This is a genomic window from Bradyrhizobium sp. GW821-FHT13H06 (assembly GCF_058803975.1).
On record NZ_JBXAPN010000001.1, the window covers coordinates 390,803 to 413,968 of the forward strand.

General features: G+C 64.5%; 24 protein-coding genes and 1 pseudogene. 11 read left to right on the forward strand and 14 right to left on the reverse strand.

The genetic code is table 11. From position 1 onward, the window contains the following. Positions 1 to 172 precede the first annotated feature (172 nt). The 5 genes from AC1RQP_RS01900 (at position 173) to AC1RQP_RS01920 (ending at position 5,995) form a co-directional block, all read left to right on the forward strand. A complete protein-coding gene (locus AC1RQP_RS01900) occupies positions 173 to 763 on the forward strand; it encodes an ANTAR domain-containing response regulator (RefSeq protein ID WP_239623662.1) in 591 nt (196 codons plus the stop codon). Then, positions 760 to 1,923, forward strand: a complete 1,164-nt coding sequence (locus AC1RQP_RS01905) for a CmpA/NrtA family ABC transporter substrate-binding protein (RefSeq protein ID WP_239623661.1) — start codon at positions 760 to 762, stop codon at positions 1,921 to 1,923. Before AC1RQP_RS01900 ends, AC1RQP_RS01905 begins: the two co-directional genes overlap by 4 nt. A gap of 334 nt (positions 1,924 to 2,257) precedes the next feature. Beyond that, positions 2,258 to 4,039 carry a NirA family protein gene (locus AC1RQP_RS01910; protein WP_492935721.1) on the forward strand — a complete coding sequence of 594 codons (1,782 nt, stop codon included), beginning with the start codon at positions 2,258 to 2,260 and terminating at the stop codon, positions 4,037 to 4,039. Continuing rightward, positions 4,036 to 5,640 carry a sulfite reductase subunit alpha gene (locus AC1RQP_RS01915; protein WP_492935722.1) on the forward strand — a complete coding sequence of 535 codons (1,605 nt, stop codon included), beginning with the start codon at positions 4,036 to 4,038 and terminating at the stop codon, positions 5,638 to 5,640. Before AC1RQP_RS01910 ends, AC1RQP_RS01915 begins: the two co-directional genes overlap by 4 nt. Positions 5,641 to 5,842: 202 nt before the next feature. After that, complete coding sequence (locus AC1RQP_RS01920; RefSeq protein WP_035677849.1) at positions 5,843 to 5,995, forward strand: hypothetical protein; 153 nt, start codon at positions 5,843 to 5,845, stop codon at positions 5,993 to 5,995. A 129-nt stretch (positions 5,996 to 6,124) separates the two neighbouring features. Here the strand turns inward: AC1RQP_RS01920 and AC1RQP_RS01925 are convergent, their stop codons facing one another. From AC1RQP_RS01925 to pxpB, 3 genes are read right to left on the reverse strand one after another with little or no spacing between them, the layout of a single operon-like run. Beyond that, complete coding sequence (locus AC1RQP_RS01925) at positions 6,125 to 6,892, reverse strand: LamB/YcsF family protein (protein ID WP_492935723.1); 768 nt, start codon at positions 6,890 to 6,892, stop codon at positions 6,125 to 6,127. Between the two features lie 31 nt (positions 6,893 to 6,923). Further along, positions 6,924 to 7,961 carry a 5-oxoprolinase subunit C family protein gene (locus AC1RQP_RS01930; RefSeq protein ID WP_492935724.1) on the reverse strand — a complete coding sequence of 346 codons (1,038 nt, stop codon included), beginning with the start codon at positions 7,959 to 7,961 and terminating at the stop codon, positions 6,924 to 6,926. Further along, positions 7,958 to 8,689: a 5-oxoprolinase subunit PxpB gene (pxpB, locus tag AC1RQP_RS01935; RefSeq protein ID WP_194393923.1), complete on the reverse strand. Its 732-nt coding sequence runs from the start codon at positions 8,687 to 8,689 to the stop codon at positions 7,958 to 7,960. Before pxpB ends, AC1RQP_RS01930 begins: the two co-directional genes overlap by 4 nt. Positions 8,690 to 8,949: 260 nt before the next feature. On the opposite strand from pxpB, the gene AC1RQP_RS01940 reads away from it, so the two are divergent. Together AC1RQP_RS01940 and AC1RQP_RS01945 are read left to right on the forward strand one after the other, a co-directional pair. Next, on the forward strand, positions 8,950 to 9,648 hold the full coding sequence (locus AC1RQP_RS01940; protein WP_027550912.1) for a ribonuclease activity regulator RraA: 699 nt from the start codon (positions 8,950 to 8,952) through the stop codon (positions 9,646 to 9,648). A gap of 24 nt (positions 9,649 to 9,672) precedes the next feature. Further along, positions 9,673 to 10,077 (forward strand): (R)-mandelonitrile lyase, encoded by a 405-nt coding sequence (locus AC1RQP_RS01945; RefSeq protein ID WP_492935725.1) that lies wholly within the window; start codon positions 9,673 to 9,675, stop codon positions 10,075 to 10,077. A 143-nt stretch (positions 10,078 to 10,220) separates the two neighbouring features. Here AC1RQP_RS01945 and AC1RQP_RS01950 read toward each other — a convergent pair. The 3 genes and pseudogenes from AC1RQP_RS01950 to AC1RQP_RS01960 all read right to left on the reverse strand — a co-directional run. Further along, positions 10,221 to 10,382 (reverse strand): annotated as a pseudogene (locus tag AC1RQP_RS01950) (hypothetical protein); the annotation flags it as partial. 65 nt (positions 10,383 to 10,447) lie between these two features. After that, a complete protein-coding gene (locus AC1RQP_RS01955; protein ID WP_492935726.1) occupies positions 10,448 to 11,311 on the reverse strand; it encodes a DUF2147 domain-containing protein in 864 nt (287 codons plus the stop codon). A 281-nt stretch (positions 11,312 to 11,592) separates the two neighbouring features. After that, positions 11,593 to 12,375 (reverse strand): transporter substrate-binding domain-containing protein, encoded by a 783-nt coding sequence (locus AC1RQP_RS01960; RefSeq protein ID WP_492935727.1) that lies wholly within the window; start codon positions 12,373 to 12,375, stop codon positions 11,593 to 11,595. A 114-nt stretch (positions 12,376 to 12,489) separates the two neighbouring features. Here AC1RQP_RS01960 and AC1RQP_RS01965 point away from each other — a divergent pair, with 114 nt between their 5' ends. Then, positions 12,490 to 12,987 carry a DUF1993 domain-containing protein gene (locus tag AC1RQP_RS01965; protein ID WP_492936362.1) on the forward strand — a complete coding sequence of 166 codons (498 nt, stop codon included), beginning with the start codon at positions 12,490 to 12,492 and terminating at the stop codon, positions 12,985 to 12,987. 62 nt (positions 12,988 to 13,049) lie between these two features. Here AC1RQP_RS01965 and AC1RQP_RS01970 read toward each other — a convergent pair whose 3' ends face one another. The 6 genes from AC1RQP_RS01970 to AC1RQP_RS01995 all read right to left on the reverse strand — a co-directional run bounded on the left by AC1RQP_RS01970 (position 13,050) and on the right by AC1RQP_RS01995 (position 19,148). After that, positions 13,050 to 13,529 (reverse strand): hypothetical protein, encoded by a 480-nt coding sequence (locus AC1RQP_RS01970; RefSeq protein ID WP_239623651.1) that lies wholly within the window; start codon positions 13,527 to 13,529, stop codon positions 13,050 to 13,052. Between the two features lie 170 nt (positions 13,530 to 13,699). Then, entirely contained in the window at positions 13,700 to 14,689 is a 990-nt protein-coding gene (locus AC1RQP_RS01975; RefSeq protein WP_492935728.1) for a hydroxyacid dehydrogenase, read from the reverse strand. 33 nt (positions 14,690 to 14,722) lie between these two features. Then, complete coding sequence (locus AC1RQP_RS01980; protein ID WP_492935729.1) at positions 14,723 to 15,823, reverse strand: ABC transporter ATP-binding protein; 1,101 nt, start codon at positions 15,821 to 15,823, stop codon at positions 14,723 to 14,725. A 6-nt stretch (positions 15,824 to 15,829) separates the two neighbouring features. Then, complete coding sequence (locus AC1RQP_RS01985) at positions 15,830 to 16,741, reverse strand: carbohydrate ABC transporter permease (RefSeq protein ID WP_028179734.1); 912 nt, start codon at positions 16,739 to 16,741, stop codon at positions 15,830 to 15,832. Further along, complete coding sequence (locus tag AC1RQP_RS01990) at positions 16,741 to 17,679, reverse strand: carbohydrate ABC transporter permease (protein WP_239623648.1); 939 nt, start codon at positions 17,677 to 17,679, stop codon at positions 16,741 to 16,743. The genes AC1RQP_RS01985 and AC1RQP_RS01990 overlap by 1 nt, the downstream gene beginning before the upstream one ends. A gap of 128 nt (positions 17,680 to 17,807) precedes the next feature. Further along, a complete protein-coding gene (locus tag AC1RQP_RS01995) occupies positions 17,808 to 19,148 on the reverse strand; it encodes an ABC transporter substrate-binding protein (protein WP_492935730.1) in 1,341 nt (446 codons plus the stop codon). A gap of 479 nt (positions 19,149 to 19,627) precedes the next feature. Between AC1RQP_RS01995 and AC1RQP_RS02000 the strand changes: the two genes are divergently transcribed. After that, on the forward strand, positions 19,628 to 20,410 hold the full coding sequence (locus AC1RQP_RS02000; protein ID WP_492935731.1) for a Spy/CpxP family protein refolding chaperone: 783 nt from the start codon (positions 19,628 to 19,630) through the stop codon (positions 20,408 to 20,410). Between the two features lie 111 nt (positions 20,411 to 20,521). After that, positions 20,522 to 20,899 (forward strand): response regulator, encoded by a 378-nt coding sequence (locus AC1RQP_RS02005; RefSeq protein ID WP_239623645.1) that lies wholly within the window; start codon positions 20,522 to 20,524, stop codon positions 20,897 to 20,899. 43 nt (positions 20,900 to 20,942) lie between these two features. Here the strand turns inward: AC1RQP_RS02005 and AC1RQP_RS02010 are convergent, their stop codons facing one another. Both AC1RQP_RS02010 and glk read right to left on the reverse strand, forming a co-directional pair. Further along, positions 20,943 to 21,146 (reverse strand): hypothetical protein, encoded by a 204-nt coding sequence (locus tag AC1RQP_RS02010; RefSeq protein WP_239623644.1) that lies wholly within the window; start codon positions 21,144 to 21,146, stop codon positions 20,943 to 20,945. Between the two features lie 145 nt (positions 21,147 to 21,291). Further along, complete coding sequence (glk, locus tag AC1RQP_RS02015) at positions 21,292 to 22,263, reverse strand: glucokinase (RefSeq protein WP_492935732.1); 972 nt, start codon at positions 22,261 to 22,263, stop codon at positions 21,292 to 21,294. A 267-nt stretch (positions 22,264 to 22,530) separates the two neighbouring features. Here glk and pncA point away from each other — a divergent pair, with 267 nt between their 5' ends. Next, positions 22,531 to 23,157: a bifunctional nicotinamidase/pyrazinamidase gene (gene pncA, locus AC1RQP_RS02020; protein ID WP_492935733.1), complete on the forward strand. Its 627-nt coding sequence runs from the start codon at positions 22,531 to 22,533 to the stop codon at positions 23,155 to 23,157. Positions 23,158 to 23,166 lie beyond the last annotated feature (9 nt).

A 23,166-nucleotide genomic window follows, 5' to 3' on the forward strand; every position in this document is an offset into this window, starting at 1 on the left:
AGGGACATCTCGGGCGCCGCCGAGCGACACGAAGCTGACCTTGGGCGCAGCCGTCTGATCCATATCTGAACTGCCTGATTGACCGGCCTGAGCTAGTCCCAATTGCCATAATTACAACCCTTTGCAGGGCGTACCGGCGTGCTATGGATGAATCACCCGCCGCGAGTGAGCCATGAGCGCCGAACAGTCGCCCAAAATCGTGATCGTCGACGAAAGCCCGATCCGGGCTGCGATCCTGGAGGAGGGATTGCGGGAGGCCGGATTCACGCAGGTGGTCCATATCAGTGAGATGCAGAGCCTGCTCGCCCGCATTTACGCGGTCGATCCCGACATCATCCTGATCGACCTGGAGAACCCCAGCCGCGACGTGCTGGAAGCGATGTTCCAGGTCAGCCGGGCCGTGAAGCGGCCGATCGCCATGTTCGTCGACCAGAGTGATTCAGCTTCGATCCAGGCCTCCGTCGAGGCGGGGGTGTCCGCCTATATCGTCGACGGGCTGAAGAAGGAGCGCATCAAGCCGATTCTCGACCTCTGCGTGTCCCGCTTCAACGCCTTCGCCAAGCTCCAGGAGGAACTGGAGCGGACCAAGTCGCAGCTGGAGGACCGCAAGGTCATCGAGCGCGCCAAGGGCATTCTGATGAAGGTGAAGGGCCTGACCGAAGACGAGGCCTATGTGCTGCTGCGCTCCACGGCGATGCGCGAGAAGAAGAAAATCGGCGAGATCGCGCAGTCGATCATCACCGCGTCGGAGATGCTGAAATGACCGTTCCCCTCCGCATCGGGTTCATTCCGCTGGTCGATGCTGCGGCGCTGATCGTCGCCGTCGACAAGGGATTTGCCGCAGCCGAAGGGCTCGACGTCGAGCTCGTGCGCGAGGTGTCCTGGTCCAACGTCCGCGACAAGCTCAATATCGGCCTGTTCGACGCCGCGCATCTGCTGGCGCCGGTGGCGATCGCGTCCTCGCTCGGGCTCGGTCACGTCAAGGTGCCGATCGCCGCGCCCTTCAATCTCGGCATCAACGGCAATGCCATCACGGTGTCGCCGGCGCTCCATGCCGCGCTGATGGAGGAGATCGACGGCGATCGGTTTGACCCGATGGCGACTGCGAAGGCGCTGGCGAAGGTCGTTGCCATCAGGCGCAAGGCAGGGGCCGAGCCGCTGACCTTCGGCATGACCTTCCCGTTCTCCACCCACAATTATCAATTGCGGTTCTGGATGGCTGCAGCGGGCGTTGATCCCGACGAGGACGTGCGCCTCGTGGTGCTGCCGCCGCCCTTCATGGTCGACAGCCTCAAGAACGGCCATGTCGATGCGTTCTGCGTCGGCGCGCCCTGGAATTCGGTCGCGGTCGATCTCGGCATCGGGCATATCCTGCATTTCGTCTCCGACATCCTGGTCCGTGCGGCGGAGAAGGTGCTGGCGGTCCGCCAGACCTGGGCCGACAAGAATCCGGACGTGGTTGCAGCACTGGTGCGCGCGGCCGTGAAAGCCGCCGAGTTCATCGAGCATCCCGAGAACCGCACGGAGGCGGCGCAGATCCTGGCCCAGCCGGAGCGGATCGGCGTCGATGCCGAGGTCATTCAGCGCACCCTCACCGGACGCCTCAAGATCTCGCCCGACGGTACCTTCCGTGAAAGCGGCCGCTACCTCCTCGTTGGGCGCGAAGGGGCAGGGCGCCCCGATCCGGTCCAGGCAGCCTGGCTCTATGCCCAGATGGTGCGCTGGGGGCAGACGGCGCTGACCCCCGACGGCGTCAAGACGGCGATGGCGGTGTTCAGGCCGGACCTCTACGACGCGGCGCTTGGCAGCAGGGCGCCCATTGAAGCTCCAGCGGCGTTCGGCGCCTTTGCCGGGCCCGTCTTCGATCCCGACAACATCCGGGGGCATCTCGAGGCCTTCGAGGTCGGGCGTTGGAAGACTTGATTCGGATCTGCTTCGTTTTCGAGCACGTAAGTTTGTTGGCTAATGTTTGGGCTGACTGCTCGAATTTCGGGAGAGCTCTCGGACCAGTATTTTCCAGGGCGTATCCTAATCGTCTGATATTAAGAGACTTTTTATTTCGACCGAGCTGGCACGCAACTTGAATGTTGCACTGCGGCCAGCTTGTCATAGGTGCCTGCTGAGCCAAGTCCCACAGCAACGAAGCTGAATGGACCGTCGGGTTGCGAAGCGGGCTCTCGAGCCGGCCGAGTTTCCCGCGGGTCGCACAATTCCCGTCGAAGCCACTTTGGTGGCCGCAGGAGCTTCGTTACCGACCATGAAAATCGAAACGCTCTCAGTCGACTTCACCGACGAGCAGAAACGCTATCTCGAAGGCTTCACGACCGGCTTGCAGATCAGCCGGGTCGGCCGCGGTCTCGGCGCGGGTGCCGGCAAGGCGAATGCCGAGCCTATTGGTCCCGATGCCGTGCACATCAAGGCGCAGGACAAGGTCATCGCGTCGGGCAGGAAGCTCGCCGACCAGGAGAAGTTCAAGCGCGACGAGCATCCGTTCGACGCGTATCCGCGGCTGCGCCAGCAGGCGCTCGACAACGCGCCGCCGAGCCCGGCTGACAATTTCCGCTGGCGCTATTACGGAATCTTCTACGTCGCGCCGACGCAGGATTCCTACATGTGCCGCCTGCGCATTCCGAACGGCATCATGAAGCACTGGCAGCTGTCGGGCCTTGCCGATCTTGCCGATGAGCTCTGCGGCCCCTATAGCCACGTCACCACGCGCGCCAATCTCCAACTCCGCGAGATACCGCCGAAGCATGCGGTGAAGCTGCTCGAGGGCATCCAGGAGCTCGGCCTGTGCTCGCGCGGCTCCGGCGCCGACAACATCCGCAACGTAACAGGGACGCCGACGGCCGGCATTGATCCGCAAGAGATCCTCGACACGCGACCCTTTGCGCGCGAATGGCACTACCACATCCTCAACGATCGCTCGCTCTACGGCCTGCCGCGCAAGTTCAACGTCGCCTTCGACGGTGCCGGCAGGATCGCGGTGCTCGAGGAGACCAACGACATCGCCTTCACCGCCTACGAGGTGAAGGACAGGTTCGGCGTTGAGCCCGGCGTCTGGTTCCGCCTCGGCCTCGGCGGCATCACCGGCCACAAGGACTTTGCAAGATATTCCGGCATCATCGTCAAGCCGGAGCAGGCGACCGCCGTCGCCGACGCCATCGTGCGCGTGTTCATCGACCATGGCGACCGCACCAACCGCAACAAGGCGCGGCTGAAATATGTGCTCGACGCCATGGGCCATGACGGCTTCCTCAAGCTGGTTGAGGAGCGGCTGAAGGCGCCGTTCACGCGCGTGCCGGAAGAGGCGTTCGCGCCGCGGCCCGCGGCGGACCGCATGGCGCATGTCGGCGTGCACAAGCAGAAGCAGGAGGGCCTCAACTGGATCGGCGTGTCGCTGACCCTCGGCAAGCTCACCTCCGATCAGATGCGGGGCCTCGCCAAGGTCGCGCGCGACCTTGGCGACGGCGAGATCCGCCTCACGGTCTGGCAGAACCTCTTGATCCCGGGCGTGCGCGACGAGAATGTCGAGCTAGCGGTCGCGGCCATCAAGCAGATCGGGCTCGCCGTGGAAGCCTCGCACATCCGCGCCGGGCTGATCGCCTGCACCGGCAATGCCGGCTGCCGCTTCGCCGCGGCGAACACCAAGCGCCATGCCGCCGAGATCGGCGACTGGTGCGAGCCGCGCGTCGCGATGGACAAGCCGGTCAACATCCACGTCACCGGCTGTCACCATTCCTGCGCCCAGCACTACATCAGCGACATCGGACTGATCGGAGCCCGCGTCCCGGTCGGCGAAGAGGACACGGTCGAGGGCTACCACCTCTTCACCGGCGGCGGGTTCGGGCCCGACGCCGATGTCGGGCAGGAGGTCTATCACGACCTCAAGGCCGAGGACGCGCCGAAGACGGTCGAAGCGCTGCTCAAGGCCTACATCGCCCATCGCTCCTCGCCCGAGGAAACGTTCCTGTCTTTTGCGCGCCGCCATGACGGCGAAACGCTGCGCAAGCTTGCCGATGCACAGGTGTCCGCATGAACCAGATCACCCCTCCGCCCAAGCTCGACATCATCCCACCCAGCGCGCCGTTCTCCGACGCGCAGCGCTCCTGGCTGAACGGCTTCTTCGCCGGCCTGCTGTCGCCTGACGCCGCAACACCATTGTCGGCGGAGCAGGGCGCGGCCGTCATGCAAGCCGGTGACGGCGACGACGGCGAGGCGCCGTGGCACGACCAGACCATGCCGATTGCCGAGCGGATAAAGCTCGCCGAGGGACGGCCGGTGCGCCGCAAGATGATGGCGGCGATGGCGCAGCAGGATTGCGGCCAGTGCGGCTACAATTGCCACGATTATTCGGAGGCGATCGCGAGCCGCAGCGAAGCACGGCTCAACCTCTGCGTTCCCGGCGGCAAGGAAACCGCGCGGATGCTGAAGTCGCTGTACGAGGAGCTCGACAAGGCCCCGGTGGCCAAATCGGCCGACAAGGCGGACGCCGCGGCGCCGGCCGTGACCGTGACGATCGCAGAGCCGGGACGCTCGCGCGACAATCCCGTGACCGCAACCTTCCTGTCGCGCCGCCTTCTCAACAAGGGGAAGTCGGAGAAGGAGACCTATCACGTCGAATTCGATCTCTCCGACAGCAAGCTCGACTACGTCGTCGGCGATTCCTTCGGCGTGTTCGCACGCAACGATGTCGGCCTCGTCGACCAGATCATCGCGCTGCTCGGCGCCTCCCACACGACCAAGGTCAATGGCAAGACGCTGCGCGAGGTGTTGATCGACGACGTCTCGCTGTCGCCGGCACCCGACACGCTGTTCGAGCTGATCTCGTTCATCACCGGCGGCGCGGCGCGCGAGAAGGCGCGGGCGCTGGCGCAGGGCGAGGATCCCGACGGCGATGCCGCCACCCTCGACGTGATGGCGGCGCTCCAGAAGTTTTCCGGCATGCGGCCGCATCCCGAGGCCTTCGTGGAGGCGCTGGAGCCGCTGCAGCCGCGGCTCTACTCGATCTCGTCCTCGCACAATGCGACGCCCGGAAGGCTGTCGCTGACGGTGGACTCCGTGCGCTACGTCATCGGCAAGCGCAAGCGGCTCGGCGTCGCCTCGACCTTCCTCGGCGAGCGCATCAATGACGGCGACAAGCTCAAGGTCTACGTGCAGAAGGCGCATGGTTTCGGCCTGCCGCAGGACCCGAAGACGCCGATCATCATGATCGGTCCCGGCACCGGCATCGCGCCGTTCCGCGCCTTCCTGCTCGACCGCAAGGCGACCGGCGCGCCCGGCAAGAACTGGCTGTTCTTCGGCCATCAGCGCAGCGATTGCGATTTCTTCTACCAGGACGAGCTCAACGCCATGAAGACATCGGGCGTGCTCACGCGCCTGTCGCTTGCCTGGTCGCGCGACGGCGAGAAGAAGTTCTACGTGCAGGACCGCATGCGCGAGGTCGGCCGCGAGTTGTGGACCTGGCTTGCCGACGGCGCGCATTTCTACATCTGCGGCGACGCCAAGCGCATGGCCAAGGACGTCGAGCGCGCGCTGGTCGATATCGTCGCCCAGTTCGGCGCGCGTTCGACCGACGAAGCCGTCAGCTTCGTCGCCGAGCTGAAGAAGAGCGGCCGCTTCCAGGCGGATGTGTACTGACCGCTGCCGCTCGCCGTTATCCGAGCCGGTTCCGACTGGCTCGGATTTGAACGAATAAGATTCTCGGAACCCGAGCCTTGAGAGAATTTACGTCTGCGAGACGGCCGCCTCGGAGGAGGCGCATCGCTATTTGCGCCACCATCTTGCCTCCCGCCCTGGTTGATCCCTCATACTCCCGCAAATGGGGCGTTGGAGATCGACCATGCGCGAACTATCGGCGGAAGCCAGGCTGCACTTCTACGCGCGCTCGCTCTCGCGGCAGACCCGGGCGAACGCCCATCATCTGGCGCTCTACAGCGCGTTTGCGGTCATCGCGGCGATCGTGTTCGGGACGCTCTCGGTGCATCCGTTTTAGAGCTCTCGTTTAGAGCTCTCGTGGGTGGGCAAGGGCGCGCTCTTCGCGCCGTGCCCACCAACTCTCAATATACGACTTCGGTTTGGTGGGCACGCTTCGCTCTGCCCACCCTACGGCACCTGTCGTACCTCACCCGCGCTTGAACGGCGCGACCTCGATCCCCGCATCCTTCAGCGCCTGACGCACCCCGCGCGCGATGTCGACTGCGCCGGGCGTGTCGCCGTGGATGCAGACCGTGTCCGTGCGCATCTTGATGACCTTGCCGGTGACCGAGACCACCGCGCCGTCCTGCACCATGCGCACCACGCGGTCGGCGATCGCCTTGGCATCGTGCAGCACCGCGCCGGGCTTCTTGCGCGAGACGAGGTTGCCGTCGTCCTCATAGGCGCGGTCGGCGAAGACCTCGTGCACCATCGGCAGATTGGCCGCTTCGCCGGCCTTCACCAGCTTCGAATTGGCGAGCACGACGAAGATCAGGCTGGGATCGACCGCCTTGATGCCGGCGGCGATCGCCGTCGCGGTCATGTCGTCCTCGCACGCGACGTTGGAGAGGGCGCCATGCGCCTTCACATGCGTCACCTTGTGGCCGGCGGCGGTCGCGATCGCCTGCAGCGCGCCGATCTGGTAGGCGACGAGGTTCTCGATCTCGGACGCCTTCAGGCCCGCGATCGGATGGCGGCCGAAGCCGTGCAGGTCGCGATAGCCGGGATGCGCGCCGACCGAGACGCCGCGCGCCTTCGCCAGCTCAACCGTCCGCCGCATGATATCAGGGTCGCCGGCATGGAAGCCGCAGGCGACGTTGACCGAGCTTGCGAGCTCGATCATGGCGGCGTCGTTGCCCATCTCCCACGCGCCAAAACCCTCGCCGAGGTCGCAATTGAGATCGACTGTCTTCATGGGTGCTCTCCGCCTCTGGTCTCGTTGTAGCTTACGGCTCGGCCGCGACCTGCCAAGTCCCTGCGTCCATGGCGCTCACCGCATAGCCCGCAACGTTGGCATCGCTGAGCGCCGCGATGTTGAGCGCGACGGTGTCGGAGGAGCGCAGGCGATCGGGCAGGCTGCGGATCAACCGTGCAAACTTACGCGCCTCGTCCTGCGCCTCGGCCATGCTGACGGCCTTGAAGCGGAACGCGGTTCCCGCCGAGGTCTGGGCAAGGCGGCCGACATCGGCCGTAATCACGGTTGCAATCTTCGGATATCCGCCGGAGGTGCCGCGATCCATCATCAGTGCGATCGGCGCGCCGTTGCCGGGCACCTGGATGCTGCCGTTGACGGTGCCGTCGGAGACGATGTTGTGGCCGTGCAGATGCTTGATCGCGGGGCCCTCGAGCCGGTAGCCCATGCGGTCGGAGGTTGCCGAGATCTTCCACTCGCTGTCCAGGAACAGCGCCTTGTTGGCCTCGTCGAACTCGTCATCCTGCGGGCCCAGCAGGACCCGGATCGGACCTGTCGCAGGATTCGGCAATTCGATGCGTAGTTCCGGCGCGCCGCTCGCAGCATCGACGCTGAACTCGTCGCCGGCCTGGAGGGGGCGCGGGTAGGGGCTGCCGAGGCCGGCGCGGGCATTGACCGCGAGACTGCCGAACACCGGCTCGCCCTTGATCGCGCCCTCGATCGCGAGATAGGTAAAGGCGCCGCCGCGGGCAAAACCGAGCGTCAAGGTCTCGCCGTCCTTCAGCGTCACCGATGTGTCCATCGCGACCGGGTTTCCGGCGACGTCCGCATTGCGCGGCGCGCCTGATATCCCGACGCGGACGGCGCCGTCGCGGGCAGTGAAGGAGGCGCTGAACGGGCCGATCTCCACGGCGGCCGCGAACGGCTCGTTGCCGACCAGCGTGTTCGCTGCCGCAAGCGACAGGCGGTCCATCGCCCCGCTGACCGTCAAGCCATAGCGCTGTGCGCCGAAGCGGCCGCCATCCTGGACCGAGCTTGCAGGGCCGACGCTGGCGACGACGAGGCGGCTCATGCGTCCACCTGCTCGGCGACGATCTCGCCGGCTTCCGCGGCGCGGTCCAGGTCCGCGAACGTCTTGTGGTCGATGGCGAAGAACGTCACGCGATCGCCGGGCTCGGTGAGGAAGGTCGGATTGCGGTGGAGCTGATAGGTGCGCACCGGCGTGCGGCCGAGCAGATGCCAGCCGCTCGGCGCGGCGAGGCACTGGATCCCGGCCTGGATGCCGCCGATCGAGATCGTGCCGGCCGGCGTCAGCAGCCGCGGATTCTGCCGCCGCGACATGTGCAGCGATTTATCGAGGCCGCTGAGATAGGACCAGCCCGGCGTGAAGCCGATCATGGCGACCTTGTAGTCGCCGCCCGCATGCCGGGCGATGATGTCGTCGGGCGTGGTGTTGAGCGCCTTCGCGACATCCTCGAGGTCGATGCCATGCTCGCCGCCATAGGCGACGGGAATGCGCCAGCGGCGCGCCTTGGTGACCGGCGGCAGCGGCCGGGTGGCGATCGGGAGGATCTTTTCGCCGAGCGCGTCGAAACCGATCTTTTCGGGGTCGTAGTGGACCAGCAGCGAGCGATAGGTCGGCACGGTCTCGGTGATGCCGTCGATGGGGCTTGCCGCGAGCGCCTTGTCGAGCGCCAGCACGCGCTGGTTGGCGTCCTCGTCGATGGTGCGGCTGAACTCGACCGTGACGGCGCTGTCGCCACTGGGCAGAAGGCGGGGCGGGGGAAGCGTCGCGGCCATTGAGCTGTCGAAGAGCTGTCGAAATCGGACTTTTGGAAGTGCGCGGGCTCGACGTTGAGTTCCGCGTCACCCCTGCTTCGCGTAAATGCGCCCGCAAGTCCAATAAATTAATGCAAGGGGAGCCGATAAAGCCTTGTTATCGCGTCGCATAACAGCTCGGCGGCCCTGCGTTATTGGGACCCTCTTGGCCCTTGACGCAAGGGCTGCGGCTCGCAAGATGCGCGCGTTCTTTCCCGCCTATCCGGAGCTCGTTCTCGTCCATGTCGCTGTCCCCCGAAGCCCGCAAGACCCTCGCCGGTATCACCACCGCCACGATCACCACGGTCCTGCTGAAAAAGGGGCTGCGCAATGTGTGGATGCGCGGCGCCCGTCCGCTCCGCCCGGGCCTGCCGCGCCTGGTGGGTCCGGCCTTCACGCTGCGCTTCGTGCCGGCGCGTGAGGATCTGGCGACGCCGGAATCCTGGTCGTCGCCGATCTCGACCCGCACCGCGATCGAGGCGATGCCGGAAGGATGCATCGCCGTGGTCGACGCCATGGGCATCACCGATGCCGGCATCTTCGGCGACATCCTGTGCGCGCGCATGGTCAAGCGCGGCGTCACCGCGCTCGTCACCGACGGCGTCGTGCGTGACGTCGAGGGCGTGCTCGGCACCAATTTGCCGGTGTGGTGCGACGGCTATGCCGCGCCGCCTTCCGTTGCGGGCCTCACCTTCGTCGGCTGGGGCGAGCCGATCGGCTGCGGCGGCGTTGCCGTTTTCCCGAACGACATCGTCGTCGCCGACCAGGACGGCTGCGTGCTGATCCCGCAGGCGATGCTCGATCACGTCCTCGCCGAGGGTGTCGAGCAGGAGCGGATGGAGGCCTGGATCGTCAACGAGGTGAACAACGGCGCGGTGCTGCCGGGCCTCTACCCCATGAATGCCGAAACCAAGGCGCGCTACGCCGCGAGCAAGAAGTAACCGGGAAGAAGAGAGGTCATTTCGATGGAGATCACTGTTGCAGGCACGCGGCCGACCCGCCACGCGCCCAAGGAACACTTCACCGGCACTGTCTTGCAGGACCCCGTGATCATGGCGCCCGCGCCGGCACGGCTGAACTGCTCGCGCGTGTCGTTCGAACCGGGCGCGCGCACCAACTGGCATCACCATCCGCTCGGGCAGACGCTTTACGTCATTTCCGGCGTCGGCCGCATCCAGGCCAAGGGCGGGCCGATCCGCGAGATCCGTCCCGGCGACACCGTCTGGATTCCGCCGGGTGAACTGCACTGGCATGGGGCATCGCCGACCAACGCCATGTGCCACATCGCCATGCAGGAAGCGCTCGACGGCGTCTACTCGACCTGGCTCGAGCCGGTCACCGACGCGGAGTACGGCGGTCCGCTGGGCTAGAGCCTCGTGTCCCGGACAAGACGCATCGCCCTAAGGCGATGCGTCACCGATCCGGGACCCAGAGTTGCCCTGTCACGAAGCGTTCTGGGTCCCGGCTCTGCGCGGCAACGCTTCGCGTTGCCACTTGTCCGGGACACGGCAATCTACATCCGCTCCGCCGTCCACGTTCCCGCGCACACGGCGCCGCGCCACGTGCCGGAGCCGGAAATGCCGTTCAGCCGGCCGAAGCCGACGGCGCGCTCGATGCCGGTGCTCAGGGTGACGTTGATGCTGCCGGCATCGGCGACGCGACCGGACGCGTTCACCTCGAGATTCCGGGTTCACGCTTCGCGTGCCCCGGAATGACTCGGTATTGGAGAGTGCAAAAAACTCAGTTCACGCGAGTCCAGGTCTGGCCGCCGCAGAACATGCCGCCGAAGGCGCAGCCCTGCACGCGCAGCCGGTCGGTGCCTTTCATCGCGATCGTGGAATCGTAGGTCGAGCCGGAGTTCGGATCGAGGATGCGGCCGGACCATTTCTGGTCCTTGCCGGGCTTCATGTTGATCAGGACCTGCTCGCCGTTCTGGTTCGATCTGCTGTCGACCGAATAGCCGCAGAGATTGCTGCCGCATTGCTCGATGCGGACCTTGCCTTCCTTCTCCTCGGTCAGCCAGACGCCGAGCGGTGAATTGAGATCGCGCGTGGGCGCCGCTGCAGGAGCAGGCGGCGCGACGGCAGCCGCCTGGACTGGGGCGGTTGCCGGGGGCGGAGCGGGCGGAGGCGGCGCCGGAGGGGCCGCAGCGACGGCCGGGGCCGGCGGTGGTGTCATGGCGGGAGCTGCCTGCTGCGTGGCCGGTGCAGGCGGCGGCGAGGGCGGCGGCAGCACGGCAGTCTCGGCCGGCGCATTGCTGGCGGTTGCCGCCGGAGGCGGTGCAGGCGGTGGTGTTGCGGCAGCGGGTGCAGCAGGCACAGGTGCCTGCGCAGCCGCCGGCGGCGGGGCGACGGGAGCGGGCGCTGGCGCGGCCGGCGTTTGCGGCTCGACCGTGGCTTGCTGCGGCGCTTGGCCCGGGGCCGTCTCGTTCTTCTTCGCCTTCTTGGGCTTGCCCTGGCCGGTGTTGTCGTAGACGCCGGGGATCTGCACCGTGCCGCGGTCCGGATCGATGCGGATGGTGCGCCCGCCATACTCGAAAGTGTACTGCGCCTGTGCGGCGGTGCTCGCCAAAAGGAATGCGGCCGTGGCCAACAGCTTCCTCATTTCCGTCTCCTGAACAGGTGGTCCCCGGACCAACGCTTACGCGCCGGCTCGCTCGCAAAAAGTGATCTAGATCACTGTCGTTGGTATGAGTCGTCTTCCGGTGGTTCCGGGTTCAATAGGCCCGCAGCCGGTCCAAAGTTTGGCCGGGGCAAGCGACAGGAGGACGCGGCCAAAAACGCCTCAAGCATGATCCGGAAAAGTGCGTAGCGGTTTTCCGAAAAGATCATGCTCAAACAACAACCTAAAGCGCGATGACGATTTCATCCTCATCGCATCGCGCTTTAGTCGAACCAGGCGGCGTAGATCTTCTTGTAGCTGCCGTCTTCCATGGAAATATGCAGCCATTGGTCGACGTAGGCTTTCAGCGCCATGTCGCGCTGGAGCCAGTAGGCCTTCTCGGAGAAGTCGAACGGCTTTTCGGGATGGACCGCGCAGAGCACACCGGCATGCTGCTTCTGCTGGTAGCGGGTTTCGGACGCGTCCGTCATCATCAGGTCGGCGTTGCCCTTGGCAATTTCGTCGAAAATCACGGTGTTGTCGGCGAAGACAGTGATCTCGGCATCCCTGATGTTGGCACGCGCGAAGCGCTCATTGGTCCCGCCGGGATTGACGATGACGCGGGTGCCCTTCTTGTCGATATCCGGAAGCGTCTGGTACTTGGCGACGTCGGCGCAGCGCGCGATCGGGGTCTTGCCCTCGCGCATGATCGGGGTGGAGAACAAGCCTTTCTTCTGCCGGTCGAGTGTCACCGAGACACCGCCCATGGCGATGTCGAATTGGTCGGCCTCGAAATCCTTCATCAGCTTCGGCCAGGCCGTGGGCACGAATTCGACCTTGACGCCGAGCGCGTTGCCGAGAGCTTGCGCCATGTCGACGTCGAAGCCGCTGAACTGCTGCGTGGTCTTGTCCAGATAGGTGAAGGGCTTGTAGTCGCCGGTCATGCCGACGCGTAGCGTGCCGCGCTTGACGATCTCGTCGAGGCGCGAAGGCGCGGCCTGCTGAGCCTGCGCCGAGACATTCACCAGCAACGCTACGGCCAAAGCCGTCCAGAACCGAACGATCATCTCTTTTCCACCCATGCCCGAGCTGTCATTGTGCAGCCCTTGAGCGGTGGATTTAGACCAGATGCCCCTCGGTGGCGAGGCAGAATTGAAGGGAATCCAGAGGTGACGATCTCGATGTACGAGGCCTCAGTCGGCCTCTTCGTGCCCTATTTGCGCAACCTGTCCGCGCTGCTCGACAAGGGCGTCGCTGATGCGGAGGCCCGCAAGTTCAATCCGACGGTTCTGCTCGGCATGCGCCTTTCGCCGAACATGTACGATCTGGCGCAGCAGGTCGGCGAAGCCTGCCGGCACGCGGTGGTCGCGCCCGCCTTGCTAGCGCAGTGCGAGCCGGTGGCGCTGCCGGCCCTCGAGCACGACATGGCCGGGCTTCAGGCGCGCATCGCAACGTCCATCGAGTTCATCGAAAGCCTGCCGCGCGCGGAGATCGATGCGGCTGCGGAACGGAATGTCTTCTTCAGGTTGAAGAACGGGACCGAGCTGCCCTTCACCGGGCGGACGCTGCTGCTGACGTTCAGCGTCCCACAGTTCTTCTTTCACGTCACCACCGCCTACGACCTGTTGCGGCACGCCGGCGTCGAGCTGGTGAAGAAGGATTATCTCGGCAGGAAGTAGTTGGCGGGCTCGGTATACACCTCTCCCTGCGGGAGAGGTGCACGGCGACCTCCGATGCGGCTTTACGCTTCGCCCTTGCGCTCGTAGTCGGCGAGCGAGCTTCGGCCGGCGATCTCGCTGCGCAGCTCTTCGAAGCGACGATGTGACTCGTCCTCCCGTTCGTCAACGAAGCGCACGGCGGCCTCGCTCGTCATCGGGCCGCTGACCACGGGGGCGGATTGCTCGCCGATGGTCTCGTGGACGTAGAACTGGCCGTCATCGCCGCGATGGACCGTCCATTTGAGGCGGATCGCGACCATCGGACCGGGGCCAACCTTGCTGTAGCCATCCGCATCGGTGTGTTCCGGCACCAGCGGCTGCTCGTCGATCATCGGATGCTCGTCGACAGCATGATGTTCTTCGACCGACGGCTGCTCACCGACGACGACGATCTCGGTCTCCCGGATGGTCTCGGTCTCACGAACGACGAGGACGGGCTCGGGGTGCTCCAGGATGCTGGCGATGGTCGCGAGCGCGTGGTCGGTCGGGTCGATCTCTGACAAGGGCTCATCCTCCAGCTCGACGCGGCCGGCCAGTCTGTCCCACTGCCGCCGCGGCGGGTCTTATTACGCGCGTTTGATTAAGGCTGAGTTGGGGCTCGATCTGCACCAAAATGGGACGCTTTCTGGCACTCCGAAGGCGGGCGCATCCGACGCCCGCCCCGGAGTTCGGCTCAGCCCAGTACGTCCTGGTTGATCACGTTCTGCCTGATCGGATCACCGTCGAGCACACTCAGGATGTTGCGCGCGGTCTGCTCGCTCATGCGCTGGACGGCCTCGACCGTCACGCCGGCGACATGCGGGGCGACGATGACGTTGGGCAGCGCGAACAGCGCGTTGCTGACCGGCGGCGGCTCCACCTCGAACACGTCGATGCCGGCGCCGGCGAGCTTGCCGGAGACCAGGGCGTCGTACAGCGCAGCCTCCTTCACGATGCCGCCGCGTGCGGTGTTGATGAGGTAGGACTTCGGCTTCATCCGGCCGATCCGCGCCGCATCGAACAGGCCGACGGTTTCCGGCGTCTTCGGGCAGTGGATGGTGACGAAATCGGCGTTTGGCAGCGCGGCGTCGAGGTCAGGCACCGGCTCGCATCCTGCCGCCTTGATCTCGGCGGCGTCCTTGAAGGGATCGTAGACCTGCACCTTCATTTCCATCGCCAGGCAGCGCTTGGCGGTGCGACTGCCGATGCGGCCGAAGCCGATGATCAGGACGGTCTTGCCGTAGAGATCGAACGGCAGCATGCCGAGCCGGTCGGCCCATTTGCCGTCCCTGACACAGGCGTGCATCTCCTGCGCACGCTTGGCCAGCGTCAGCATCATGAACAGCGCCGCTTCCGCGACCGAGGGCGAGTTCGCGCTGCCCGCGACCATCAGCGGCACCTTGCGGCGGGAGAGGGCGGGCACGTCGACGGCGTCGTAGCCGACGCCGATCCGGGTCACCACCTTCATGTCCCTGGCGGCTTCGAGCTCGGTCTCTCCGAAGGCCGTTGCGCCGAGGGCCACGCCGTGGACGGGGGCATGGCTCTTCAACAAGGCCTCGAAGTCCTTCGCCGAGATCAGGTTCGCAAACTCGACAAGCTCGATATCGTCCCGCCGGGAGAGGAGGGCGCGTGCCCCTTGCGACAAAGTTTGTGTAACGAATATCTTCTTCTTGTTGGTCGCCATCGCTCCCCTGCCTGCGTTTCTTGGATCGCGGCGTCACAACACGACGCCGGTTTCCTCATTTAGCAGGTGTATGTTGTTGAGGTCCATCGCCAGGCGCATGGGTGCCCCGTCCTTGGCGCCGGCATTGGGATTGACGCGGCCGCAGACCGGCGTGCCTTCGAGCCCGAAATACACCAGCGTCTCCATTCCCATCGGCTCGGTGACGTCGAGCACGGTGTCGAAGGTCTCGACGCCGGGCTCCAGATGCGCATGCGACTCGGTAAGATGCTCGGGCCGGAGGCCCAGCAGCAGCTTGTCGGTGCGCGGCAGCGAATTGTAACGCGCGGCGCGGGCTGGCGGCAGCGGGAAGGCGATGCGGTCGGTGAGGCGGATCTGGAGCGTGCCGCCGACATCCTCGAGCCGGCACGGGATGAAGTTCATCGCCGGCGAGCCGATGAAGCCCGCGACGAAGCGCGTCGCCGGCTTGTGGTAGAGCTCGTTCGGCGTGCCGATCTGCTCGATCCGGCCCTTGTTCATCACCACCACGCGATCGGCCAGCGTCATCGCCTCGACCTGGTCGTGGGTGACGTAGACCGTGGTGGTGCGCACCTTCTGGTGCACTTTCTTGATCTCGATCCGCATCTGCACGCGGAGCTTGGCGTCGAGATTGGACAGCGGCTCGTCGAACAGGAACACCTTCGGGTTACGTACGATGGCCCGGCCCATCGCGACGCGCTGGCGCTGGCCGCCGGAGAGCTGCTTCGGCTTGCGGTCGATCAGGTCGGTGATGTCGAGGAGGCGGGCGGCCTCCGTCACCCGTGCCTTGATCTCGGCCTTGGGGTAGTGCTTCAGGCGCAGCCCGAACGACATGTTCTCGGCGACCGTCATGTGCGGATAGAGCGCGTAATTCTGGAACACCATCGCGATGTCGCGATCCTTCGGCGGCACGTCGTTGACGACGTCGCCGCCGATCATGATGTCGCCGTCGCTGATGTCCTCGAGGCCTGCGATCATGCGCAGCGTCGTCGACTTGCCGCAGCCGGAGGGGCCGACCAGCACGATGAACTCGTGGTCGGCGATATCGAGATCGATGCCGCGCACGGCTTCGACATCGTCGTAACGCTTGACTACCTTCCGCAAAGCAACTTCAGCCATGAGCCATCAACCCTTTGTCGCGCCGGCGGTCAGGCCGGCAATGTAATAGTCCATCAGGAAGGCGTAGATGATCAGCGGCGGCGCAGCGCCCAGCAGCGCACCGGTCATGATCTGCCCCCAGTTGAAGACGTCGCCCTTGATCAGCGTGGTCGTGATGCCGACCGGCAGCACGAGCTGATCGACCGACGTCGTGAACACCAGGGGATAGAGGAACTGCGCCCAGGACACCGTGAACGCGAAGATGGTCGCTGCGATCAGCCCGGGCAGGGCGACCGGGATGAATATCCGCGTCAGGGTCTGGAGCCAGGAGGCGCCGTCGATGAGGGCGGCCTCGTCCAGCTCCTTCGGGATGGAGGCGAAATAGCCGATCATGATCCAGGTGCAGAACGGCACGGTCAGCGTCGGATAGATGAACAGCAGCACGTACCATCGGTTGAGCAGCGTGATGCCGGTCAGGTCCTGGACCACCGCGAGCATCTTGAACAGCGGAATGAAGAGGAGGCTGTCCGGAATGAGGTAGGTGAGGAACACGCCGGTCGCGAGCGTCGTCGAGCCCCAGAACTTCATCCGCGCCAGCGCGAACGCCGCGGGAATGCTGATCAGCATGGTGACCATCACCACCACGATGGAGACGATGGCAGAATTCCAGAAGAAGCGCAGAAACTGGTTCGAGGTCAGAAGCTCGACGTAGTTGGAGAGGGTGGGATGAAACACCCACCAGGGATTGGTCGCCGCCGAAATCTCCGCGCTGCTCTTGAGCGAGGTGATCAGCATGTAGATCGGCGGAGTGAGCGAGAATATCGCGAACAGCACCAGGAAGAAGTAGGACCAGCGCAGCGCCCAGGTGCGATCCCGGCTCATGCTCCGGTATTTGACCTTGCGCGTGGGGCCGCCCTTGTCGATTGCAAGCGTGCTCATCAGGCTTCGTTCCCACGTTTGTTGACGTCGCGCAGAATGAAGATTGCCGCGACAGCAAGGATCGGCACCATGAACAGCGAGACGCAGGCGCCGAGCGGAATATCGCTGCTTTGAATGCCGACCTGGAACGCCCAGGTCGCGAATATATGCGTGGAGTCCAGCGGGCCGCCCGAGGTCAGAATGCGCACGATGTCGAAATTGGCGAAGGTCACGATCAACGAGAACAGCGTCGTGATGGCGATGATGTTGCGCATCATCGGCAACGTCACGTACCAGATCCGCTGCCACCAATTGGCGCCGTCGATGGCGGCCGCCTCGTAGAGCTGGTCCGGCACGGATTTCAGCGCCGCCAGGTACATGATCATGAAGAATGGTGCGCCGTACCAGACGTTGACCAGGATGACGGAAAAGCGCGCCCAGAAGGTATCACCGAGCCACGGGATCGGGCCGATGCCGAAGAACGACAGCGTGTAGTTGAAGGCGCTGTAGGAGGGGTCGAACAGCCACAGCCAGGCCAGCGTGCTCATGGCCGGCGGGATCACCCACGGCACCAGCAGCATGCCGCGCCATTTGCGCTGGCCCTTGGCCGGCAGGTTGTGGACGAAATGAGCGACGATGAAGCCCAGCAACGCTTTGAAGAACACCGCGGTGATCGCGAAGATGCAGGACTGCCTCACGACCATCCAGAACGTGTCGCGCTTGAACAGGAAGGTGAAGTTGCTCAAGCCGACGAACTTCTGCATCGACTTGTTCAGCGTCGCGAGATGCACGGAGTAGAAGGCGGGATAGAGCACCAGCAGCGCGATCAGGAGAATCAGCGGAAGCGTCAGGAAGAACGCCACCGTCGACTTCCGCCTGAGCGCGTTGTGCAAGCTGGTGCGTTTGCGCGGGCTCGCGGCGCGGACGGAGCGACCCTGCTCAACGACGACATCGGCCATGGTCAGACTTTCTTACGGAAGATTCAACGGGGAAGCCGGCCGCAACGGTCGCCTTCCCCCGACAACGGGACGGGCGGAATCATCGGCGGCTCACACCCAAGGATGTGAGCCGCCGTGGCGCACGGGCATCAGCTCCGCATGAAGCCTTCGCACTCGCCTTCGGCCCAGGCGAGCGCCTGCTCCATCGTCTCGCCCCGCGCATAACGCAGCGCCAATTTGGTCAGCGTCGCCTGCGAGTAGATCTGCTGTGCGATCTTCGGCGGTGCCGGAGCCGCCGCGATCGACATCGTCTGGTGCTTGTAGGGATCGGGATAGTGAAAGAGCGTGCCCTTCGGCGGCCCTTCCTCGGCCCAGGTCTTGAGCTTCGTCATGTTGGCGAATGCCGGAAGATCGTAGCCGCCGCTCGCCGCGACGAATTTTTCGATCGATGACGGCTGCGACAGATGAACGAGCAGGCTCTTGGCGGCCTCCTTGTTCTTGCCGAAGCTCCAGACGCCCCAGAAGTACGGCAGGAAGGGCGCGAAACGCCCTTTCGGTCCGGACGGGAAGCCGTGGGTCCAGCATTGCTCGGCCACTTGCGGTGCGTCGCGCTTGGCGACCGCCCAGGAACTCGGCGGGTTCAGGATCATCGCCCCGCGGCCCGAGATCAGCCATTTGTTGTTGGACGCATCGTCCCACGACGCCGCGTCAGGCGGCAGGACGGCAATCAGCTTCTTGTAGAACTCGAGCGCCTGACGAACCGCATCGGTCTTCACCGTGACGTCGCCCTTGGCATTGACGAGGTCCGCACCGAAAGAGCTGAAGATGGCGCCGGCGGTGTCGACGCTGTCGGTGGTCTCGCCGAGGCCGATGCCGAACGCAAAGCCGGCCTTGTGGCAGGCCTCGGCCGCCTTCAGGAAGGTCTCCATCGTCCAATTGTCCACCTTTGGCGGTGCGCCGACCGGGTACATCTCCTGCACGTCGATGCCGGCATGCTTCTTCATCAGGTCGATCCGTGAGCATGGGCCCTTGATCTGGCTGCCGACGGTCGCCGGGATGGCCAGCCATTTGCCACCGGCCTGGCCGAGATATTTGACCGTGTCGTTGACCTCGCCGTTCTGCTTGATGATCGGCTCCATCACGTCATTGACCGGCTCGAGGTTGTCCGCATAGGCATGCGGCCACCAGGTCGGCATCTGCAGAATATCGTGGCCGGATTTCGCCTGCGCTTCGGCGGCGACCGTCAGCTCGAGCTTCTTGTTGTTGCTGGTGATGTAGTCGATCGAGACTTCGACCTTCTCCTTCGCGGCCCATTCGTTGACCAGATCGGTCGAGGCCTTGTTGGCGCCCGGAACCCAATGGTCCCAGAATCCGATCGAGAGCTTGCCGGCGGCGTAAGCGCCCCGGACGTAGGGCGCCGTGATCAGCGCCGCGGAGGACATTGCAGTAGCAGCCACAAATTGACGCCGCGTCAGTGTCTTGCGTGACATCTCGTTTCCTCGCCTGGGTGTTGTTGTTGGAGTTTCCTCTGAAAGACTTTTGAGTTTCTTGTTCTCGAATTTTCTTATTGATGCCGGCGGCCGACGTGACAATTCACGCCGCCCGGAGCAAATTGGTAGCGCGATCAGATCATGATTGATGGCGTCTGTCGAGAAAGCCGAGCGGCTCCTCGTCTAAAACTAACGTTGTGCCCAGGACGCGCATCGCTGCGTGCAGGGCCATGCGTCTGACGTGAACCGCGGACGTATATTTTTGCGACGCACACAGCGCACAGACCAACCCGGAACGATCCGTTGCGCAATTACGCCGCAGTTTCGAATGAGCCTGCATAACCGCTTCGCGCGACAGACTTTTCCGGCGTGGACAGCACTCGGCTGTGTCTGGACCGCGCAGCGCTGGAAACGATAGAGTTCAGCTGGTGGTTTGCTTCCGCCCGCCAAGACCAATTGGATCGACGATGGAGACGAGAATGATCAATGCGGCGCCGCCAGCGCGGCCTTACCTGCGACGATGGCTCGCGCTGGGGTCCATGCTCGCGCTGTTGTTCGGCGCAGCGACTTGGGCGAATGCTCAGGGATTGGTCAAAGGCGTTCAGGAAGGCGCTGCGGCCGGGAACAAGGCGGCAGGTCCGGTCGGTGGCGTGCTCGGCGGCGCAATCGGCGGCGTGGTTGGGGTCTTCACGGGCGTGCTCGGTGTCGGCAACAACAGCGGTAGTCCTCCGCCAGCCGCCAGGGAGTCCAGCAAGGACGCCAAGCAGCAAGGCGCAGCCAAGGACAAGGATGCCAAGAGCGCCAAGCCGGGCAAGAGCGCCAAGGCGACCAAAGAGGCGAAGAACGCGCCGCAGGACAAGGGCAACAAGGACGTCACGGTTCTCACCCAGCCCGGCACGCCGCAACTGACCGCCGAACAGATCGTCGCCAACAGCGATTCCTACATCGAGCGGATCAAGACCCAGCTGAACCTCACGCCGGACCAGGAGAAGCACTGGTACGGCTTCTCGAGCGCGATGCACTACCTCGGGCATAATGGTGCAGAGCGGCTCAACCTGAGGGTTGCGCGCGCCAAGCGGGATCCGCCCGACGACATCATCGAGCAGATGCGCAACGAGGCCCAGTTCCTGATTGATCGCGCCGCCGACCAGCGCAACGTTGCCGACGCCGCCGAGCCGCTCTATTCGAGCCTCGACGACAAGCAGAAGCAGGCCTTCATTCAGGAGATGGTGCGCCTCAGTCACGAGCGTGGACTGGACTGATCAAGTTGAATCGGTTCGGGCGCATCTGAATTAACGGCGCCCGCCACGAATTCGTGAATCCTCCCCGCAATTCGGTTATGGTTAGCTTTGTAAGCTGACTGCGGGGGTGATATGGCGGACGGACTCTCCGTTTTCCTGGTCGAAGACGAGGCGTTGATCCGGATGATGATGGCCGACATGGTGGCGGAACTCGGCCACCACGTCGTCGCGGAAGCGGACAATGTGCGCGACGCCAGCGCCTTTGCCATGACCGCGCAATACGACATGGCCATCCTCGACATCAATCTCATGGGCGTCTACGTCGATCCCGTCGCCGACCTGATCGAACGTCGCGGAAAACCGTTTCTGTTCGCCACAGGCTACGGTCCGGAACTGCTGCCGTCCTTGCTCCGGCGCAGGCCGATCCTGCGCAAGCCGATCGCAATGGATCAGCTCAAGGCGATGATCGATTCGATGTTTCCCGGGCCGTCAACCAAAAGTCCAGGCTGACCGATCACGCCCGACCTGCGCGGCCGCAAGGGATTTAGCCGGTTCAGCTGCGACCGTTCCTCAGCACCTTGGCAATGGTGTGGGCCGTCATGGCAGCGCGATCCGACGCGCGCTGAGCAGCCAGCCGGTCGCGCGCCTTTTCCTCGATCAGGAGTTCGATCAGGGCCAACCGCTTGTCTTCGCTGTCCGCTTCGCTCAGCAGACGGTGATAGCGGTGATAGTCGAAACCCAGATCCTGCTTACGCATGTCACGCCCCCGCAACTACGCCACACACGGGGAGATTGTTTCGCATCTGAAACATGCACGCAAGCGCGTTCCTGCCTGGAACCGGGCGCGTGCTGAATCATCTGTGAATTACTGGAACACGCCAGCAGCGGAGCGTGATCGTCCGTCAATTCGCAGTGTGGTCGGCAAACATCTTCAGGCCGACGAAGCTCGCATCGGGCTTGATCACCAGCCTGGTCGGGATGTCGCGCAGATAGTCCTGGAAACGTCCCTTCGCTTCAAAGCGCGCCCGGAACGCGGAGGCCGCGAGGAACTCGCGAAAACGCGGCACGATTCCGCCGGCGATATAGACGCCGCCGCGCGCGCCGAAGGTCACCGCGAGATTGCCGGCAACCGAGCCAAGGATGGCGCAAAACATCTCCAGCGTGGCGCGGCTGACGGGACAGCTGCCCTCCAGCGCAGCCTTGGTGATGGCGGCGGCATCGCGATGCGGCACCTGGACGCCATCGATCTCGCCCAAGGCTTCATAGAGGTTCTGCAGTCCGGAACCCGAGAGCGCGCCACGCTCGATGGAGACATGGCCGAGGCGCCGGCGCAAGCTGGCGATCACGCGTTCCTCGCGCTCGTTCTCCGCCGGCAGGGTCGCGTGCCCGGCCTCAGTGACGACGGCCAGTCGCGAACCATGGCGTTCGATTAGACAAGACACACCAAAGCCAGTTCCGGGCCCGACGACCAGCAACGGCTCTCCGGGCAGGCCATCGCCTCCGCCGAGCGGGATCAGATCGGCAGGTTGCAAGGCGGGCAGGGACCAGGCCACCACCTCGAAGTCGTTCAGCACGTGCACGCTGTCGAAGCCGAGCGCAGGCTGCAACTCGTTGCCGTCGATGACCCAGGGGCTGTTGGTCATGACGCAGCGGTTGTTGGTGACGGGACCGGCCACGGCAAGCACCGCTCTTTGGGGCTGCTCGCCGCTTGACCGCCGCGCCAGGACATCCGCGATGGCTTCCCGTACGGTCGGGAAGTCGGCGACCTTCACGTAGTCGATCGGTCCGGTCTGATTGTTCCGGTTCAGCGCGAAGCGCGCATTGGTGCCGCCGATATCGGCGAGAAGAATGGTTCCTGTCTTGCCGATGCCCATAGTCCTGCGGCTTCCGCGGCCTTGCGGCCCTCGGGAACCTTCGCCTCCGTTCCTGATCCGATCCGCAAACCGCGGACGGTCTGAGAATCCTCGCTTGGTTGTTCCTAGTCAACACGGACAAGGTCAAACCGTTGCATTCTGGGCAAATCCTGGCCGTCAGCGCGGTATCGCCGCACGCGGTCGGTGGTTGCTAAGCTGCGCCGGAAGATCGACATTGGGAAGAAGCGTCCGGCGCCTGACGCTGGGCGGATCGAGTGGGGCCTTGCAATGAAGATTTCCGACCGCGACGTATTGCTGGTGATCGACGTACAGAACGACTTCTGTACCGGCGGAGCGCTCGCCGTTCCCAGTGGGGAGAAGGTCGTCCCTGCCATCAACCGGATCGCCCAGAAATTCGCCAATGTGGTGCTGACCCAGGACTGGCATCCGAGCGACCACGTCTCGTTCGCGTCGAATCATGCGGGCAAGCAGCCGTTCCAGGCCATCGAGCTCGACTACGGCACGCAGGTGCTATGGCCGGCGCATTGCGTGCAAGGCACGGCGGGCGCCGAATTTCATCGCGATCTCGACCTGACGCGGGCAGGCCTCGTGGTACGCAAGGGCTTTCGCCGTGGCATCGATTCGTATTCGGCTCTGTTCGAGAACGACCATCGGACGCCGACCGGACTGCTTGGCTATTTGCGTGAACGCGAGCTGAAGACCGTCTTTGTCGCCGGTCTGGCGCTGGACTTCTGCGTCCGCTTCTCGGCGGAGGATGCGCGTAAGGCGGGGTTGGAGGTGGCCGTCATCGAGGATGCCTGCCGTGGCATCGATCTCGACGGCTCGGTGGCCGCGACCCATCAAAGTTTCAGGGACCTCGGGATCACTGTCGTCAGCCTCGAGGCGTTCCTGTGAGGATATCGA